The following is a 17590-nucleotide window of genomic DNA, read 5'->3' as shown; positions in this document are numbered from 1 at the left end:
TCTCCCCTCTCCTATCCTTCTTGACTTCCTACTGAAAGGGCTAAATAACGAATAACCTCTCCTCCAGCTATAATTAACAAAAAGCTGCCCAACATTGCAAAGCGACCACTCAAGCTCTCCGTTAATGGAGCAAAATGATTAGGATTGTTCACATATAAAATACCAACAAAAAAGAAAGGCATTGCACTTAGCAAATTAACTTGAGATAAAATTTGAGACAAGGCAGACACCTGTCTTCTTTTTGCTTGTTTTCTACGGATTAGTGAGGAAACAGCAATATCTAGCGTTTGGGCCATATCGCCACCTAACTCACGCTGAACCTGTATAATCGTCGCTACATATTGAATATCTGATGATCCGGTTTTTACATACAACCAGTTCATCGCATCTTCTAATAAAAGTGTGCCACGTAACTTTTCAACAATCTTTCCATACTCCTGTGCAATACTCTTATCAATGAATCTACTAGTAGCCACTTGTTCAAAAGCATGAATATAAGAGGGATTCGCGCGAATAGAGCTTGCAATAATTCGAAGTGCCTTCTGATTCTCTTCTTCAAAGCGTTCTCTTTTCTTATTCCGCCAAATTGCCAACCAACGATGAACAACTAAAACCCCAATAAACCAAAAGGGTAGGGCAAGCCACCAAGAATCTAAAACATATAAAGTTAGAACATAAAAAAATAAGCCCGTAATAAAACAGAGGACTACATATCTTCTAATGCCGATATCTACACGCGCTTGTTTCAGTCTTTCCTCGATACGCATGTCCCAGCTTTTTCGATTTTGATGCATTTCAGTGATAACCATATGAGTAGAGCTATTTTCAGTTTTTACATTCAAAAAATTAGCCGGCATCATAATGCTCAAGATAAGTCCACCTGAGAGTAAAGCTACACAACGGGCGGTCCACTCAACTAACACTACCTCACCCTCTTTTGTTACAGCTTAATAGGCTCCGTAAAGAACATCGCATCTATTTCCTCTTCACTTATTCCTTTTGCTTTCCAACACTTTATCAAGCCCTCTGGTCTATATCCCGTCCACCTGTATTGACCAACAATCTTTCCTTCTTTTACTCCCATGGGTTCATAGACGTAAATATCTTGAAGATATACTCGATTAGGTATCACCTGCTTGACCGACAGCATTTTTCTAATCTTATCTTCATCCGACTCACCAGTTCCTATAACCTCTGTAATAGAGATAACCTTCCTACTACCATCTTCTTCAAAGCGTTTAACTTGCACGATCAAATCAAGAGCCGAACCAATCATCAAGTTTCTCTCTAAGGAGCTGTAGGATTCTTCTGCCTTCCCAAACAAAATGGGCAAAGTTGAATCAATCAAGGCCCGTGGAGAATTGGCATGAGCAGTACTCCAGCTACCTGGGTGATCAGTATTCATAGCCCAAATGATGTCTATAATCTCTCCTCCGCGAGTCTCTCCTACAATGATGACATCTGGCCGCTTGCGCAAAGAAAGCCTGACACAGTCACGTATGGAAAATCCACCTTTCCCCTCATGATTAACTGGCTTCGTTAAGAATCTACGAACAAAAGGATGCTGTAGCTTTAATTCCAGGACATCTTCAATCGTAATAACACTAATCTGTGGAGAGATAAATTGAGAAATAAGATTAAGAAGGTGGGTTTTTCCTGAACCTGTACCCCCACTTACTATTCCAGAGGCCCTTGCTACTCCCACAGCATGCTTCAAAAATGACAACATCGGTTTACATAATGAACCATACCGCAAATAATCCTTTTGAGATAAAAGATCTCGGTGCTTTCGAATAGTAAGCATATGCCCATCCGGTGAAATAGATCGATGAGTAGCTGTAAGCCTTGAGCCATCGGGAAGTTGAGTATGTAAATCAGCTCTGGATTCGTTAAACTCTCGTCCCATAGTAGCTGCGATCTGCTCGATTAAGCGCAACAACTGCTCCTCATCAAAGAAATATTTCTCAGTCAAGCGTTCAAGCCTACCGGTACTTTTTCGCTCTACTATTACATCACTAAATTTTTGTACAATGATCTCTGTAATATCTTGATCTTCAAGTAATTCGTCCAGATGCCCCCAACCTATTAATTCATGTAAAATCCGATGTACCTCGACTTCCAACTGATGGGTTGGCAACGGTGCTTGTCGTTCTACCAATCGCCGTAATTCTTCCTTCACTTCCTCTATCAAGGCTGGTGAGCTTTTCTCTTCCCATAATCGTTTTCCATAAGCTTCAACAATCTGTCCCTTTACATGAGTTTCCTCCTCTTGGGATAAAAACCATTCCTTTTCTACATACTTACTAGTACTCTCCTGAACAACATGACCTACTTTCCTACGTAGGTTTGAAAAATCATGAGCCTGTCTCTTTAAATCAGATATATCTAAACGCTTCTGTCTCTCTGTTCCTAATAGCGTTTGACGCGAAAAGCTCATCGTAACCCCCACCCTCCTTTACTAAACCATTTAAATAAACCTGTCCTTTTTCTACTATGTGTAGAATCATCAAAAAATTGTTCCTCTTTTTCGGAACGTGGAATGAGTACTTGCCCCAATTTTTCTATGGCAAGTTTGGCTTGAGACCTAGACGCAGTTAGCATAAGTGGAGTTCCTGTATTAATTGATCTTTTCACTTCATCATCATCAGGAATTGTTAATAGGGTCTGACTGGGATGTAGCTGGAAGTATGCTTTCATTTCTTCTAATGTAAACATTTCTCGCTTTTGCAACCGATTCATACAGATTTGAATTTTCTGTTCTGGATACTCAGCTTCACGCAGTAATTTTAAGATTCGGTGAATATTTTCAATTGCATCCACCACAGGACTCCCTACCATTACCACTCGTTCAGCGAAAAATAATGCTTGGATGGTGGCATCCGTAGTATCTGGCGCAGTATCAATTAAAACAACATTGTATACACTTCGTTTAATGGTTTCGAGAATGATGTACAAATGATAATCCTTAATCTCAAAGCTTTGTCGTATGTCCCTTGGTGAAGTAAGCACATGTAGTCCGGATTCAGGATGTATCACAATATAACGCTCAATCTCTTCTGGATGAAGAGCCATTGAAGCTGCATACTCCTGCCATTCCTCGTGACTAATGAAATCAGGATCCCTTCCGTCTCTCTGAACTACTTGAATTAATCTATCTTGTATATCTTGAACCCATGTGAACAGATTCGGAGTACGAGGCAAATTTAATGACGTAGCAAACGTACCCAAATCTAAATTAAAATCAATGGCGAGTACTCTATTCTTTCCTCCTTCTAAGGGTTGAAGTGAGTAATAGATTGCTAATTCACGCGATAAAAATGTTTTACCTACTCCTCCCTTGGGTCCATATACAGTAATCAAATGCTGGTGGTGTTCTTGAGACAAACCAGCAACCGATAGATTGCGAGTTGCTATTTCAGAAGCTTGCGCAAACTGCTGCTTGGGGGTATCCAACTGTTGTATAGTCATAGAAGGCAATATTCCTTGAGAGGGATCTTGCATGGCAACCATTTCAATCATCGAGGGGGAAATTGGTTTTTGTAATACAAACACACCTAGATTCCTTATTAAGGCTTCCCATTGCGCCGCATGTAAATCGCAAGCTGCTATACAAGTAATGGTAGGAAAGTAAAAACGAATTTGATGACATAACAGACCTAGTTCTGTTTCACGAAAAACCCCAACCAGCACGATATCTGGTTGTTTTGTCTGTAAAGTATGGAAAATCTCTTTATATTCATTGACCACCCCACATACTTTCACATAATGACTCTCTACTAGTTGTTCCACTAAGTCACTCGTACATTTTTCATCCTCATCGACAAGTAACAAACCCTTAGGACAAGTCTGCATTTTAGCTTCCCCCTTCCCCTTCCATATCCGTCCATCTTTTATTACTTTTCATCATTGCTGTAGCAAAATGAATGTCTCCAATTCCTGATATTTGGTCTTTACCATACCCTGCTTTTCCTAGGTGTAACTTGCCATAGTGCAAGGCATGGGTGAGCAATCTAGCTTCATGAAGCGTTAAGGAAATCGTCACTGCTTTCAGAACTGCACCATCCCCGTCCACTCCACGTTGTACACTAACTACCGGCATCGCCTTTAATAAAAGTCCAGTATGTGCCCCCTCGTCATCCTTAAAAGAGGCGTATATATGAACACGCTCTCTCTCCTGCAACTGTGCTGATACACCACTGATGTTATCAACTGGTATTGTCAACGCCGTTTGATTGGGTTTGTTAATCTGTATCTGACTTTCTTCTGTACTTATTGGAATATCTCCCATGAGTAATGGACCACCTGCCTTTACGTGCCGAGTCACTGGCAGTCCAATTAAATTACTGGCCTCTTTCCAGGGAATGAAACCGGGTACCTCAACCGAGCTACTAAAAAATCGATTACCCATTTCTAATACTCCTTTTTCAATATGATCAAGTGACAGAGGGGTTCCCATTTCTAGTTCACTCTGCTCCTTCACCTTAATGTAATAAAACACCTCAGGTCGTACTGCCTGATAGCTTAGGAAACCACATGCAATTGCCAACAGCGTGATAACTAGCAAACGAATATAACTAATACGAAAGCCTCTCACTGCAACCCCTCCTTCACCATCCAGTAAAGGAATCATACTGTTGATTTTTAGGACAAAAAAAGCCATGAAGAAATCCCCATGACGGTAATAACACTCTTATATTTCTTCATTCTTCCTTACCTAATCATAGGAAGCTCATCATAGTGGGTGGTGTTGCCGCTGTTACAGCTGGCCTTTTTGTAGGGGAAGAGTTGGATAAACAAAGGAAAAAAAATAGGGATGTTTATTTAAGTACAAAGAAAGAAATCGAAGGTGCTGCTGATGCAATCCCCCAGAAATTAAAAAAGAAAAACGACGATTACTCTGTAGATTTAGATAAATTTACTGATAAAGTAAAAGGAAGAAAAGGTACATATAAAGATCAAAAAACAGGTTGGACTATTGAAAAAACTAGGGGAACTGGAGGCGATAAGAACGGACATAAAGGAGATGTATGGAAATTGAATGATAGAAAAGGAGAGAGAATTGCTTCTTTGACGAAAGAGGGGAAAATTGTTGGACAGTAAGCGTTTTGTAACGTTCCAAGACTACATTTCACATTATGCCATCGACATGGATTATCTAAAAAAGGGTTGTGATGAACCTGAAGATTGGGATACGGATGCTCTATTTTGTTGATAAGTGGGATGAGTTTGATATTCAATATACGAATAAAATGTATAGAATCAAAAAGGGCAGCAATCAATAATTAAGGTGGTATATATGGAATTAAAAAATTTTATGGAAGAGCATTATAATAATTTAAAGTTAATGCCTGATTTTTATCATCTTTGGGGACTAGGAATCCATGTTGAATTAGGCGATGGTATATATCAAATTGATGACAATGGTCGACTTAATATGGATAGGTTTTATAGGGTGTATGAGCAAGTTTCTGAAATTATTTCCTTGTTATTTCAACAAAAGGATGATGTCATTGTTGTTGTGAACTCATATCCGAATGAAACAAAAAAAACAGTATATCCGAACTTTTTTAAACGTTATGTAAAAAATCAAAAGCTAAAATATTCATTACGTCTTCATGAATGTTATTGGCAGGTTGATGGAGATAATGAGTTTGTGCAGCAGATGGAATTGTTCTGTAAAGTATCTGACTTAAAATTAGAGTGGTTATTAAAAACATTGATTCATGAAGATTTTTATGAATTACAGCCTCGTTTAAGAAAAAAAGGTAGTTTTTATGCGCCTGATGTATTCTTAGTAAACATCAATACAAATTGTATTTTCCATCTTTATGACGATAGAGGTTGCGAAATCATGAATACAAATAGGGCATTTCATCAAGAACTAATGAATTACTTCAAAGAATGGGAAACCCAATCGAAGTCTTAATTTTTCAATTTAACGGGCGCTTTTTAGGAAGGTACGAAAATCTCCACCCGATCCTTGCCATTGAAAAAGTCTTAGCTTTGGTGATCGTCCGCTTGTAAAACTTATCCAAAAGGTCTTAATGGGCCCTTTGCCTTTCTGGTAAAGGGCTTGCTTCTTTGACGAAAGAGGGGAAAATTGTTGGACAGTAAGCGTTTTGTAACGTTCCAAGACTACATTTCACATTATGCCATCGACATGGATTATCTAAAAAAGGGTTGTGATCGACCTGAAGATTGGGATAAATATAATCAAGCAGAGATTTTTTATGATACAGATAAGGAGATCAAGGAGCAACAGAGCTATTTAGAGCTTGAACGCAAATTTCTAAATGTTTTTGGAAAGGCCTGGTGACTTTGCTTGCCCTACCTATTTGACAGATCAATCTAATAGGGAATTTCTAGAAAAAATTTGTAATGTTGAAGGGGTTTATCTCTGCCCTTTGAGCTCATAAAAGGGAAACGCTCTGGCTTACTATGAACTGCACCACAATGTTAGACACATCTAACATTGGAGGTGTAGTTTTTCTATGCAATCATTTATGACACTCTACCTGTTAAATCAAATCCTCTAGGTAAAAGACGAAGTGTTAAAAAAAACCACAGGATCATGCCCATGGCTCTTGAAAGCACCTCTTACATATTCCGCTCATAAATCAATCGTAAACCCTTTAACGTCAGATGCTGATCGACCACATCAATACAATCGGTCTCTCTCGCAATGAGTGGAGCAAGACCCCCTGTTGCAACCACCGTTGGCTTGCTATTACACTCCTGCTTCATTCTTCTCACAATGCCCTCAACTTGTCCAATAAAACCATAAAAAATACCGGATTGCATGGAAGCAATCGTGTTTCTGCCAATCACAGTCGCAGGCTTGGCAATCTCAATACGGGGTAGCTTTGCGGCACGCGTAAAGAGCGCCTCAGTCGAAATCCCGATACCTGGCGCGATTGCACCTCCCCAGTATTGGTTCTTTTCATCTACATAACAGAAGGTCGTAGCCGTACCGAAGTCAACAATTAATAAAGGCGATCCATACTCATGAATCGCTGCAACAGCGTTGACGATTCGATCTGCTCCCACCTCTCTCGGATATTCTGCTTTTATATTCAGACCGGTTTTAATACCTGGTCCAATCAATAGCGGCTTCTTGGCAAAATACTTTTCACACATACTTTCCACCGCTTTATTTAAAGGTGGTACGACCGAAGAAATAATAATTCCGGTCACGGCTTCTAGTGTAAGCTTAGCGTTTTGAAATAAATTGAGCACTAGCATACCATACTCATCTTCGGTCTTATTGCGGTCACTTGCAATACGCCAATGGTAAACTAGCCTATCTCCTTGATACATCCCGAGCACAATATTGGTATTGCCTATATCCATTACGAGTAGCATGGGTAGTTCCTCTTTTCTCTATCTTGTCCACTGACGCTGACTATCTTTTCCGTTGGTTCAAATCTAAGCTGATATCTAAAGCAGTAACGGAATGCGTGAGTCCACCCACCGAAATCACATCCACACCAGTTTCAGCAATAGCTCTCACCGTCTCTAATGTAACTCCACCAGATGCTTCGATGATTGCCTTGCCTTGTATGATTTGGACTGCTTCTCTCATCATATCGCAGGACATATTATCCAGCATAATAATATCGGCTCCTGCTTCCAATGCTTCATGTACTTGCTTTAGTGATTCAGCTTCTACCTCTATTTTCATTGTGTGGGGAATGGCTTCACGGGCCTTCCTCACTGCTTCTTTTATTCCACCTGCACCTTTACTATGGTTGTCTTTGATCATCACTGCATCGTACAGGGCAAACCGATGATTATGCCCACCACCTACACGCACTGCGTATTTTTCCAATAATCGCAGACCCGGTGTTGTTTTACGTGTATCTACCACTCTCGCCTGTGTATGCGAAATCTCCCTCACAAACAATTGGGTACGTGTAGCAATCCCTGAAAGACGCTGTAATAAATTAAGGGCTAACCGTTCACCTGTTAAAATAGCTTGTACCGAACCAGTTACTTCAGCAATCACATCCCCTTTTTGTACCTGACTGCCCTCCGGCACTAACCGTTGAAAGTCCAACTCATGATCCACGGTATGAAAGACCTGTTCGGCAATATCTAATCCTGCAATCATACCTGGTTCTTTAGCATACAAGATTCCCGTACCTTTTTCATCTGCCGGAATCGTTGTCATTGTTGTGATATCCCCATGACCAACATCTTCGAATAGCCATTCCTCTATTTTCCGTTGTAAATCGCGTTTATTCCATAGCATTACGGATTTCACTCTCCTCTTGTAGTCCTGAGTTGATGCCTTGCGTAATATGCTTGTGCCATCTCTCTTCATTTGGCTCAGGATAATCGACGCGATAATGACCACCGCGGCTTTCTGTGCGTGCCAGCGCTGCTCTGGTGGTAAGGATGGCTGTTGTTAGCAGGTTTTTCAGTTCAAGGACCTCACGTTTTATTGTATGAGTTGATAAAACTGTCTGCATGCTCTCAAGTTCTTGCAACGTTTCTTGTAAGCCCTGTGCCTCACGCTTTACCCCTACTTTACGCAACATGATCTTTTGTAGTTGCAGGCGCATTTTTTTGAGGTTACCTATTTTCCCAGTACGTAAAGATGATTCATTAAGCGAAATAGATGACATAACAGGTGATAGCTTTTGTAAACGTTCTACGATACGATGACCAAAGACAATCGCTTCTGACAATGAATTACTAGCTAAGCGATTAGCACCATGTACACCTGTACAAGAAACTTCCCCGCACGCAAATAGCCTCGGTACATTTGTTTCACCATATAAATCAGTCTTTACGCCACCCATCATATAATGGCAGGCAGGTGCCACTGGTATCCAGTCAGCTACCATATCAAGTCCATAGGCCAGACAGAAATCATAGATTGTTGGAAAGCGATGTTTAATCAGCTCTTCAGACTCATGTGTAATATCAAGATAGACAAAGGTAGACTTCGTTTTTTCCATCTCTGATACAATAGCTCGTGCCACAATATCTCTCGGAGCCAATTCTTGCTGTGGATGATACTTGTCCATAAAGCGTTCACCCGAAATATTGCGCAAATAGGCCCCTTCTCCTCTGACAGCCTCGGAAATTAAAAAACGCGGAGCATCTGGATAGCAAAGAGCGGTAGGATGAAATTGAATGAATTCCATATCCTTTACCTCTGCTCCAGCCCGATAAGCCATCGCTATACCGTCTGCTGTTGCAATTTCTGGATTCGTGGTGTAGCGATATAGCTGGCCAGCACCACCTGTTGCCAGAATAGTAGCATGGGATCGTATAACAAACATTTCTCCGTCCGGTTTAAGAGCTATCACTCCCACACATTCTCCTTGATGTGTAAGAATATCGACGGCGAAATGCTCCTCTAATAACGTAATGTTCGTTGTTTCTGCCACCTTTTTAGCTAGAGCTCGGACAATCTCGGCACCAGTAGCATCTCCTTGCGCATGCAGAATACGTCGCTGACTATGCGCACCTTCTCGTGTTAACTCATATTCTCCATTGCTATTTTTATCAAATTGAGTCCCGTAGGTTATTAGCTCCTGTAAACGCTGAGGTCCTTCATGTACCAATACATCTACTGCTTCATAGGTACAAATTCCGGCTCCTGCCAGCATGGTATCTTGACGATGTAATGCGGGAGAATCATTTTGAGCAGTAACCGCTGCAATGCCCCCTTGAGCCCAGCGAGTATTGCTATCTTGCAAACCCTTTTTACTGATTAGTACTACCTTTGCTTTTTTGCTCGCTTCTAACGCTGTATACAAGCCTGCGATTCCACAACCAACTACAATCACATCGGTATACATGTTTTGTAAATGATCGGTCTGGTAGTTCAGTACATGTCTCGGGAACATCACACATCACCATCTCCTGTGACTCTCTACTTTTTTCCTCATCATTATAGCAAATGCCTCTCAGGAGCAGAAGTCGATAATCATTGGAGAAAATTTTTACGCTTATACAAACGGGAGCATACGAAAAAACGGCAAAGGCCCAAAGGCTCCTGCCGCTTCTTTTGTCCAATCTATTTACTTCCCAACACCAAAACTCATCATCAGCTTATTCAAAAAAGGGGGCTCTTCATTACGGTAGATACAATATCCATTTCTAAATAAGAATGATACTTATTTACGTAGTTCTAGTGCTTCATTTGTAAGTTCAAGCTTGCCATTTTTCAATGTCCAAGTTGTTTTTGCCGCACCTAAACGATCAGCATGGTAGGCACCAGAAATGCTTTGTACAGCTTGAAGCTCTAGTACACCATTCTTGTCTACATCAACCGGAGTCAATACAGATAGCCCATCAGCCCAACCAGTTGTCTCTTGTAATAGCTTTCCGTTGTTATCATATACTTTTGTTTCAACATACTCTTTTTTGTTTTTGCTTACATCCAAGGTTTCTTTTTTACCAGTGGCTTTGCTAGAAATCTCTACTTTAAAGCCATCTTTAAATACCACATCGTATTCTACACCTTTATTTAATAGCTCCTGATCAGCTAAAGGGACGATTTTGTTATCAGAGAAAGTCAACAAGCTAAAAGTAGATAGGCCACCGCTACCACCTGTTGGTGCACTTACTAGGATGTCCTTATGTTTATCAGTGTTAAATGCACCAATATATAGCGTAGCTTCGTCATAGCCAGTGTTTTCTTTTCCTACTGTACCCATAGTGAGTTTTTTGGTTTTACCATCTTTTACAGCTACTGTTAGCTCGGTAGCGAAGCGGTCTTTTTCCCCTTCTTCCTTATGACCGATCAAAATTACTTCATCACGTACGCCATCGCCATTTACATCAGCATATTTAGAATCAATGATGTAGTTATTTTCTTTTGTAGAAAGAGCTGCTTCTGTAAATTTATCGCCTGGTACATAGTTAGGAGCAATGGAGAAATTATCATGATCAAAAGCTGTTACTTCTGTTTTTTCGAGTTTCAATTGGCCGTTTTCAATTTTCCACGTACTTGTTGCCATAGCGATGCTGTCAGCGTGGTAGCTACCCCAAATTAGTTGTGTTCCAACCAAAGTAAGTCCACCGTCTGCTTGTTCCACTACTTCTAAAGAGCCAAATCCGTCTTGCGCGCCCTCAACTGCTTTTAGTAGCTTTCCTTTTGCATCATAAATTCCAGTTTTGATATATTGAGCTTTATTTTCACTAATATCTACCGTTGTTTTTTCTTTCGTAGCTTTGTTTGTAATTTCCGCTTTGAAGCCTTCTTTGAACTGAATGTCGAAGTCAACACCTGCGTTCAGTTTTTCTTGGTCAACCATTGCGGCACCTTTTCCATCTTTAAAGGATAACAAGCTATATGTAGAAGTTCCGCCGCTTCCGCCATCTCCCATTTCCACTAATACATCCTGCGCACCATCTTTATTAAAATCGCCCACTGTTAGCTTTGGTTCATATCCGCTATTTTGTTTTCCAATCGGTACCTGTGTGAATTTCATTGTTTTGCCATCTTGCATAACAACCATGATATCACTTACGGAAATAAAACCTTTCTCTTTTGTACCGATCAAGGTTACGCCGTCCGCCACGCCATCACCAGTGAGATCAGCTTGTGTGTAATCAAGTACATAGCTATTTGGTTTTACTTGCAGATCCTTCAGTGAGAAAGGAGCTCCTACTTCAAAGGCTTGCAGCGCTTTTTGTGTATCCAATGCAAACACTGGTACATTAGCTACTGCTCCAACTCCTGCAAATACTCCACCGCAAAGTGCTACGCTTGTTACTACTTTTACTAATGTTTTCATGTATCATTACCTCCATCAATTGAGTGAATAAATGTTATTTCATTTGTTTTTTTATCTGTTGTTTTCTTGTTGTCTTAATCATACACTCCAAAAAATGCTAAGTAGTTACAAAAGGTTTACATTTTATTTTCCTCAGAATAGAACAGGTATTTATTATTTAGACGCACCTTTGTTACTTTCGTTACATATCAAATCATCAACGTTCCTTCGTAATATAAACCCATTAAGGGGGCCTTGAATCTCTCCTACAGTCAAAAAGTAAAATAAAAAAGCACCTTATCGGGTGCCTTTTATATCTTATCGATTACATAGCTATATGTTCATTACAATCTTTACAGGTTCCGTATACTTCGAACTTATGCCCTGTTACGACAAATTCCCCAGAAATCTCAGGAATTACTGTCATCGGACAATTCGGCAATGATTTTGTCTTACCGCATACCGTACAAATCACATGATGATGATGTCCATGTGTAGAGCATGAGAGCCTGAACTTCCCTTCGCCATCTAGTTCTGTCTCTTCTAAAATTCCCAGTTTTACGAAGGTAGAAATATTCCGGTATACCGTATCAAAGCTTAAACTCGGATAATTATCCTTCATCCGCCCCATGATATCGCGTGCGGACAAATAACGCTTTTCCTCAGCACAAATGCGCAACATCTCTTCACGTTTACCCGTGTATTTATATCCTTTGTCTTTTAACAACTGGAGCGCTTGTTCCAAATTCAACTGCAATCTCCTCCTTTACTTCAACGTAAGATTGCTCGTAAACGTTTGAGACCCAACACAATCATTAGAATAAAGACAGCTACCAACACAATGGTACCACCCGAAGCCCAATCGAGCATATACGCAAAGTATAAACCTGTTAAAACAGAGATTTCGGCAAACAAAATGGAGTAGAAAATAGCCTGTCGAAAGCTCTTAGCAATTTGCAAGCTGGCTGCTACTGGAATGGTAATCAACGCAGAAATCAGTAGAACACCGACAATCCGCATGGATGCAGCAATTGTTAGAGCCACTAGAACCATGAACCACAAATTAATACTGCGTCTGGCCACGCCTGATACCCGTGCGAATTCTTCATCGAACGAAACGGCAAACAATTCTTTGTATAAGAGAATAACCGTTCCTAGCACTACAACAGCCACCCCAATCAAGGCTAATAAATCCTCAATGGTTACCGTTACGATCTTCCCAAATAAGTAAGAGTATAAATCTTGATTAAAACCGTCAGCAATACTTACTAAGACTGTAAATAAGCCTAGACCGGTAGACAAAATGATCGGTATCGCCAAATCCTGGTACGAACGGTATACCTTACGTAACCGCTCGATAAACAGGGACCCAATCACAGAAAATAGCATTCCAAAAAATAAGGGATTCACTACGCTAAAGAAAGCCACCTTTTTCGATAAAAGCATCCCTGCTGCTACTCCCGAAAGCGTCACATGAGAAAGTCCATCCGCCATCATAGACAAGCGGCGAACAATTAGAAACGTCCCCAAGATCGGGCAAACCAATCCGATCAGAAGTCCTGAAAACAAGGTATATCGTAAAAACTCATAATTCCACCAATCGGCTAGCATTCTTTCGTGTCCTTCCTTCTTCCGCCCAGTGGCAGATTAATGATGATGGGTTAAAAGCCGCACGCTCTCACCGTACATCGATTGAAAAATTTGCTCCTGTTTATGTTCGAACTCTTCTGCTGTGCCATGAAAATGTAACCGACGTTGTAAACAAGCTACTTTATTTACCCATTCAATCATGACGCCAACATCATGGCTTACGATCATCATCGTCATCCCTGTATCCTCTTTAAGCGAACGCAAGAGCTGATAAAATTGCTCAATAGATTCTTGATCTACACCTACTGTTGGCTCATCTAGTATCAAGAGCTCTGGCTCTGCTACCAAAGCACGAGCGATAAACACCCGCTGTAGCTGTCCACCAGATAAGTTGCTAATGCGCTCATTTTCCTTCGCAGACAAACCAACACGCTTAATTACATCGGACACCTGCTGATAGTGATCAGAAGTCAATCGCCGAAACAACCCTACTTTACCTACCAGCCCCGAAGCCACTACTTCACGTACAGTCGCCGGAAATCCACTCGCTCCATGAGCTGCTTGTTGAGCAACATAGCCAATCTTTGTCCAATCCTTAAATTTTTGGATCGGCTGTCCGAAAAGCTTAATCTCTCCTTTAGTAGGTAAAATCAAACCTAAAATTAATTTCATTAATGTTGATTTCCCCGAACCATTTGGACCAACAATACCTACAAAATCGCCCTTTTCCATTGAAAAATCTATATCTTCCAGCACCGTTTTTCCATCTTCGTAACGAAAAGACACGGATTTCAGAGAAACTACACTTGTATGATTTTTTGCATTGTGCATATAATCAACTTCCTAACTGTGGCATAATCGTAATAATTCTTATTTAATACTATCATGGTACTATGAAATGGGCAGGGACTCAAGGCTTTCACCAGTCTCTTTGTCTCTTTTCTCCTATCCTTGTGAAGTAGCTTTTCGTTTTCTATAATAAAGAAAGGAAGAGGTGAGCACTTTGGCTTATGAAGATCAAACGGAAAAAGACGTATGCGAGATAGAATGCGTTGAAGTCGAGAAAGTAAATCAATTAAAACCGAGAATAAAAGAGGCAGATGGAGTAGCCCCTTTGTTTAAGGCCTTAGCTGATGATACACGCTCCAAAATTATTTATGCCCTCTCCCTCGAAGATGAACTCTGTGTATGTGATGTTGCAGCCGTAATTGGGATTAGCATGGCGACCGCTTCTCATCATCTCCGACTACTACGGAATATGGGCTTGGCTAAATATCGCAAGGTAGGGAAAATGGTGTACTACTCTTTGGATGATGATCATGTTCGTATGCTGATAAACGCAGGAGTTGAGCATGCGAATGAACAAAAATAACTGTATTGCTGAAAGAAACCGCCGCCCCAATCAAGGAGCGGCGATCTTTATTTAAGCTTATCGTAGGGCCTGGCGTAAAACTTCCATGTTTTCACGCATAATGGAGATGTAGTCTTTGCCCGCTGTTTGTTCTTCTGACGTCAATCCTTCTAAAGGATTTAATATCGCTGTTTGCGCTTTTGTTTCACGTGCGATTACTTCCGCTACTTTTGGAGAGGCTAATGTTTCAAACATGACATATTTAATACCTTTTTGTTTTACCTTCTCCACTAGATTCTTTAGCTCAGCAGGTGATGGCTCATCATCAGGAGAAACACCAGAAATCGCAATTTGCTCAAGTCCATAACGAGAAGCTAGATACGTAAAAGCCTTATGTGAAACTAAGATTTCCTTCTTAGATGATTGTTCTACCATTGTTTTAAAATCCTGATCCAGTTTTTTCAAATCATCTACTAGCACTTTATAATTCTGTTCAAATTGTTCCTTATGTGCCTGATCTGCCTTAACAAATGCATCCTTCACCTGAGCAGCTTGCTTCTCTAGCATTGTCGGGTCAAGCCAGACATGCGGGTCAAACTCCCCGTGATCATACTCATGCTCATGTCCAGCTGATTCTCCTTCATGCCCATGATCTGCTTCATGATGATGATCGTCTCCCTCTGAGGCTAGAAGCGTAAGACCTTCTGTCGTATTTACGGCAAGTAAACTAGCTTGATTCAGACTCTTTACAGCTTTCTCTACCCATCCCTCTAAACCGCCACCATTATAAATTAAAACATTAGCCTTAGAGATGGCCACCATATCCTGAGCAGTCGGTTCATAATCATGTGGTTCGACTCCAGCCGGAACAACGTTCTTAATGGAAACATACTCCCCACCAATTCGATCTGCTACATAATACAATGGATATATAGTTGTATAAACAGAAAGTTTTCCACTCTCTTGTACTGAACTTGCTATATTGGTATTGCCACATCCACTTGCAAACAAAGCCATACTTGCCACGCCTAAAATAACTCCCCATTTTTTAACGAACTGTAACATATAGTCCTCCTCCATGCTCTCTTCTCTGTCTGTATTTGTGTTTATGTTTCTTATTATATTACTATAATTCGTAATGATTCCTATTTGCCTCTCTTATTATACTTAGATGCAAGCATTTTGTAAACAAGAACCATTACGATTTAATATCAGCATCTACAGCCCTGCGAATAGCTTATGGTATAATCAAGGGAAAATAAGGGGGGAATTTACGTGAAAATGGCAAAACTATTGTCTCTCTCAATCCTTGGTATCGCATTGCTCACAGGATGCGCCAATGGCAGTTCGGTAGGACCCCATACGGCACACGCACCCAATGGCGATTTACAGGAGCTAACCACCTCTATCTCCACTCTCCCGACTTTTCTGGATACGGTTGACCCAAATATTAAAGATGTCTATCGGATCGCAGCAGATCATAATGACTTGCTTCAGTCCATTCCCTGTTACTGTGGATGTGGAGAATCTGCTGGTCATCAACACAACGGAAACTGTTTTATAAAAGAAGTGAAGGAAGATGGTTCTGTCACATGGGACGATCACGGCACTCGTTGCAAAGCGTGTATGGATATCGCCATTACCTCTGCTAAAATGATGCAGGAAGGTAAAACTACGCTTGAAATTCGTACATATATTGACGAAAACTTTAGCAAAGGCTATGCGGACCCAACACCTACTCCTATGCCTACTGCTTAAAAGATGAAATGATTACTATATTTTCCGATTGTTCTATCCATGAGTACGTTCCCACTAACCAGAGCAGATAGAACAATACTTCCCAATCGTACAAAAAGTCTACGCTCATTTGGCGCAGACTTTTGTTTATCTTCAACCTCTGTTATTTTTTACGATTGGATCAGCCGGGAGCTACCTCTAACATACGTTCTAACGAAGCCCGTGCCGCATTTGCCACATGTTCGGGGACATAAATTTGCGGTTTTAAGGTCTCTAAAGCTTCTACACACTTTTTCAACGTATTTACTTTCATATTTGGACAGACCAAATACTTAGAAGCGAAATAAAACTGTTTATTTGGGCTATCCTTTTCTAACATATATCTTGTTCCATCTTCTGTACCGATGATAAATTCTTTTTGGTTTGATTCTCTACAGAACTTCAATATTCCGGTAGTGGAACCTACATAGTCTGCCAATGCAACAACTTCTGGACGGCATTCAGGGTGTACTACCACAAGCGCCTCTGGGTGCTCTGCCTTCATCAGCATGATATCTTGCACAGATAGCTGATCATGTGTGTTACAGTAGCCCTCCCAAATAATCATTTTTTTGCTTGTGAATTGTGACACATAGTGTCCCAAATTTTTATCAGGAACCCAAATAATCTCGTCACTGTCTACCGACTCGATAACCCTCTGTGCATTGGAGGATGTACAGCAGATATGTGTTTCTGCCTTAACATCCGCCGAGGTGTTGATGTAAGCTACCACTTTTGCATTGGGGTGTTGAGCTTTTACTTTGCGCAATCCTTCCACGTTAACCATATCGGCCATTGGACAACCAGCTCGCTCATCAGGAATGATAACTGTTTTGTTGGGATTGAGAATTTTTGCACTTTCACCCATGAAATGCACACCACAAAATAAAATAACATCTGCTTTTGTTTCTTTTGCCTTTTGTGCTAGTCCAAAGGAATCCCCAATAAAATCAGCTACTTCCTGAATCTCCGGACGTTGGTAAAAATGAGCTAAAATAATGGCATTGCGTTCTTCTTTTAGCTGGAACAATCGTTCTCTTAATTCGGCATCGCGTTGCTTCTTCTTCTGTAGAGCTAAAGCTTCCATACCCTTACCCCCTGCTAGGTGATGTAGACGATTTCGGCGCTATTGTACTGT

Annotated in this window: 18 protein-coding genes; 5 read left to right on the top strand and 13 right to left on the bottom strand. The window is 40.7% G+C overall.

Annotated elements, in window-relative coordinates; translation table 11 throughout:
• Positions 1-11: 11 nt before the first annotated feature.
• The 4 genes from ACQV1I_RS00570 to ACQV1I_RS00555 are packed head-to-tail and all read right to left on the bottom strand — an operon-like array spanning position 12 to position 4660.
• Positions 12-923 (bottom strand): type II secretion system F family protein, encoded by a 912-nt coding sequence (locus ACQV1I_RS00570; protein ID WP_116335050.1) that lies wholly within the window; start codon positions 921-923, stop codon positions 12-14.
• A 17-nt stretch (positions 924-940) separates the two neighbouring features.
• Positions 941-2437 carry a CpaF family protein gene (locus tag ACQV1I_RS00565; protein WP_094702054.1) on the bottom strand — a complete coding sequence of 499 codons (1497 nt, stop codon included), beginning with the start codon at positions 2435-2437 and terminating at the stop codon, positions 941-943.
• The gene (locus ACQV1I_RS00560) at positions 2434-3852 is read right to left on the bottom strand and encodes an AAA family ATPase (RefSeq protein WP_116335051.1); all 1419 of its coding nucleotides are present in this window, start codon (positions 3850-3852) and stop codon (positions 2434-2436) included. Before ACQV1I_RS00560 ends, ACQV1I_RS00565 begins: the two co-directional genes overlap by 4 nt.
• A 1-nt stretch (position 3853) precedes the next feature.
• On the bottom strand, positions 3854-4660 hold the full coding sequence (locus tag ACQV1I_RS00555) for a hypothetical protein (protein ID WP_236645900.1): 807 nt from the start codon (positions 4658-4660) through the stop codon (positions 3854-3856).
• A gap of 77 nt (positions 4661-4737) precedes the next feature.
• Here ACQV1I_RS00555 and ACQV1I_RS00550 point away from each other — a divergent pair, with 77 nt between their 5' ends.
• From ACQV1I_RS00550 to ACQV1I_RS00540, 3 genes are all read left to right on the top strand, one after another.
• The gene (locus ACQV1I_RS00550) at positions 4738-5100 is read left to right on the top strand and encodes a hypothetical protein (RefSeq protein ID WP_116335052.1); all 363 of its coding nucleotides are present in this window, start codon (positions 4738-4740) and stop codon (positions 5098-5100) included.
• Between the two features lie 196 nt (positions 5101-5296).
• Complete coding sequence (locus ACQV1I_RS00545) at positions 5297-5926, top strand: DUF3885 domain-containing protein (protein ID WP_116335053.1); 630 nt, start codon at positions 5297-5299, stop codon at positions 5924-5926.
• A 177-nt stretch (positions 5927-6103) separates the two neighbouring features.
• On the top strand, positions 6104-6316 hold the full coding sequence (locus ACQV1I_RS00540) for a hypothetical protein (protein WP_236645901.1): 213 nt from the start codon (positions 6104-6106) through the stop codon (positions 6314-6316).
• Positions 6317-6597: 281 nt separating this feature from the next.
• On the opposite strand, the gene ACQV1I_RS00535 is transcribed toward ACQV1I_RS00540, so the two are convergent.
• The 7 genes from ACQV1I_RS00535 to ACQV1I_RS00505 all read right to left on the bottom strand — a co-directional run bounded on the left by ACQV1I_RS00535 (position 6598) and on the right by ACQV1I_RS00505 (position 14156).
• On the bottom strand, positions 6598-7362 hold the full coding sequence (locus ACQV1I_RS00535; protein WP_094702046.1) for a type III pantothenate kinase: 765 nt from the start codon (positions 7360-7362) through the stop codon (positions 6598-6600).
• A 40-nt stretch (positions 7363-7402) separates the two neighbouring features.
• Positions 7403-8251, bottom strand: a complete 849-nt coding sequence (gene nadC / locus ACQV1I_RS00530) for a carboxylating nicotinate-nucleotide diphosphorylase (RefSeq protein ID WP_116335054.1) — start codon at positions 8249-8251, stop codon at positions 7403-7405.
• A complete protein-coding gene (nadB, locus tag ACQV1I_RS00525; protein ID WP_116335085.1) occupies positions 8238-9860 on the bottom strand; it encodes an L-aspartate oxidase in 1623 nt (540 codons plus the stop codon). The genes nadC and nadB overlap by 14 nt, the downstream gene beginning before the upstream one ends.
• A 270-nt stretch (positions 9861-10130) precedes the next feature.
• Complete coding sequence (locus ACQV1I_RS00520) at positions 10131-11756, bottom strand: hypothetical protein (protein WP_116335055.1); 1626 nt, start codon at positions 11754-11756, stop codon at positions 10131-10133.
• Between the two features lie 304 nt (positions 11757-12060).
• On the bottom strand, positions 12061-12486 hold the full coding sequence (locus ACQV1I_RS00515; protein ID WP_094702230.1) for a Fur family transcriptional regulator: 426 nt from the start codon (positions 12484-12486) through the stop codon (positions 12061-12063).
• 20 nt (positions 12487-12506) lie between these two features.
• Positions 12507-13346 carry a metal ABC transporter permease gene (locus ACQV1I_RS00510; protein ID WP_116335056.1) on the bottom strand — a complete coding sequence of 280 codons (840 nt, stop codon included), beginning with the start codon at positions 13344-13346 and terminating at the stop codon, positions 12507-12509.
• A 36-nt stretch (positions 13347-13382) separates the two neighbouring features.
• The gene (locus ACQV1I_RS00505) at positions 13383-14156 is read right to left on the bottom strand and encodes a metal ABC transporter ATP-binding protein (RefSeq protein ID WP_116335057.1); all 774 of its coding nucleotides are present in this window, start codon (positions 14154-14156) and stop codon (positions 13383-13385) included.
• Positions 14157-14328: 172 nt separating this feature from the next.
• Between ACQV1I_RS00505 and ACQV1I_RS00500 the strand changes: the two genes are divergently transcribed.
• Positions 14329-14697, top strand: coding sequence for an ArsR/SmtB family transcription factor (locus ACQV1I_RS00500; RefSeq protein WP_116335058.1), 369 nt, complete (start codon positions 14329-14331; stop codon positions 14695-14697).
• Positions 14698-14754: 57 nt separating this feature from the next.
• Here the strand turns inward: ACQV1I_RS00500 and ACQV1I_RS00495 are convergent, their stop codons facing one another.
• Complete coding sequence (locus tag ACQV1I_RS00495) at positions 14755-15741, bottom strand: metal ABC transporter substrate-binding protein (RefSeq protein WP_116335059.1); 987 nt, start codon at positions 15739-15741, stop codon at positions 14755-14757.
• A 210-nt stretch (positions 15742-15951) separates the two neighbouring features.
• Here ACQV1I_RS00495 and ACQV1I_RS00490 point away from each other — a divergent pair, with 210 nt between their 5' ends.
• A complete protein-coding gene (locus tag ACQV1I_RS00490) occupies positions 15952-16434 on the top strand; it encodes a PCYCGC motif-containing (lipo)protein (RefSeq protein WP_116335060.1) in 483 nt (160 codons plus the stop codon).
• Positions 16435-16594: 160 nt separating this feature from the next.
• On the opposite strand, the gene nadA is transcribed toward ACQV1I_RS00490, so the two are convergent.
• Positions 16595-17539: a quinolinate synthase NadA gene (gene nadA, locus ACQV1I_RS00485; protein WP_018672302.1), complete on the bottom strand. Its 945-nt coding sequence runs from the start codon at positions 17537-17539 to the stop codon at positions 16595-16597.
• Between the last annotated feature and the right edge of the window lie 51 nt (positions 17540-17590).

It is taken from the genome of Brevibacillus sp. JB24b, from assembly GCF_051713385.1.
GTDB classification, from domain to species: Bacteria; Bacillota; Bacilli; order Brevibacillales; family Brevibacillaceae; genus Brevibacillus_B; species Brevibacillus_B laterosporus.
Note: the sequence above shows the minus strand (reverse complement) of the source record. Positions and strands in the feature narration are given on the sequence as shown.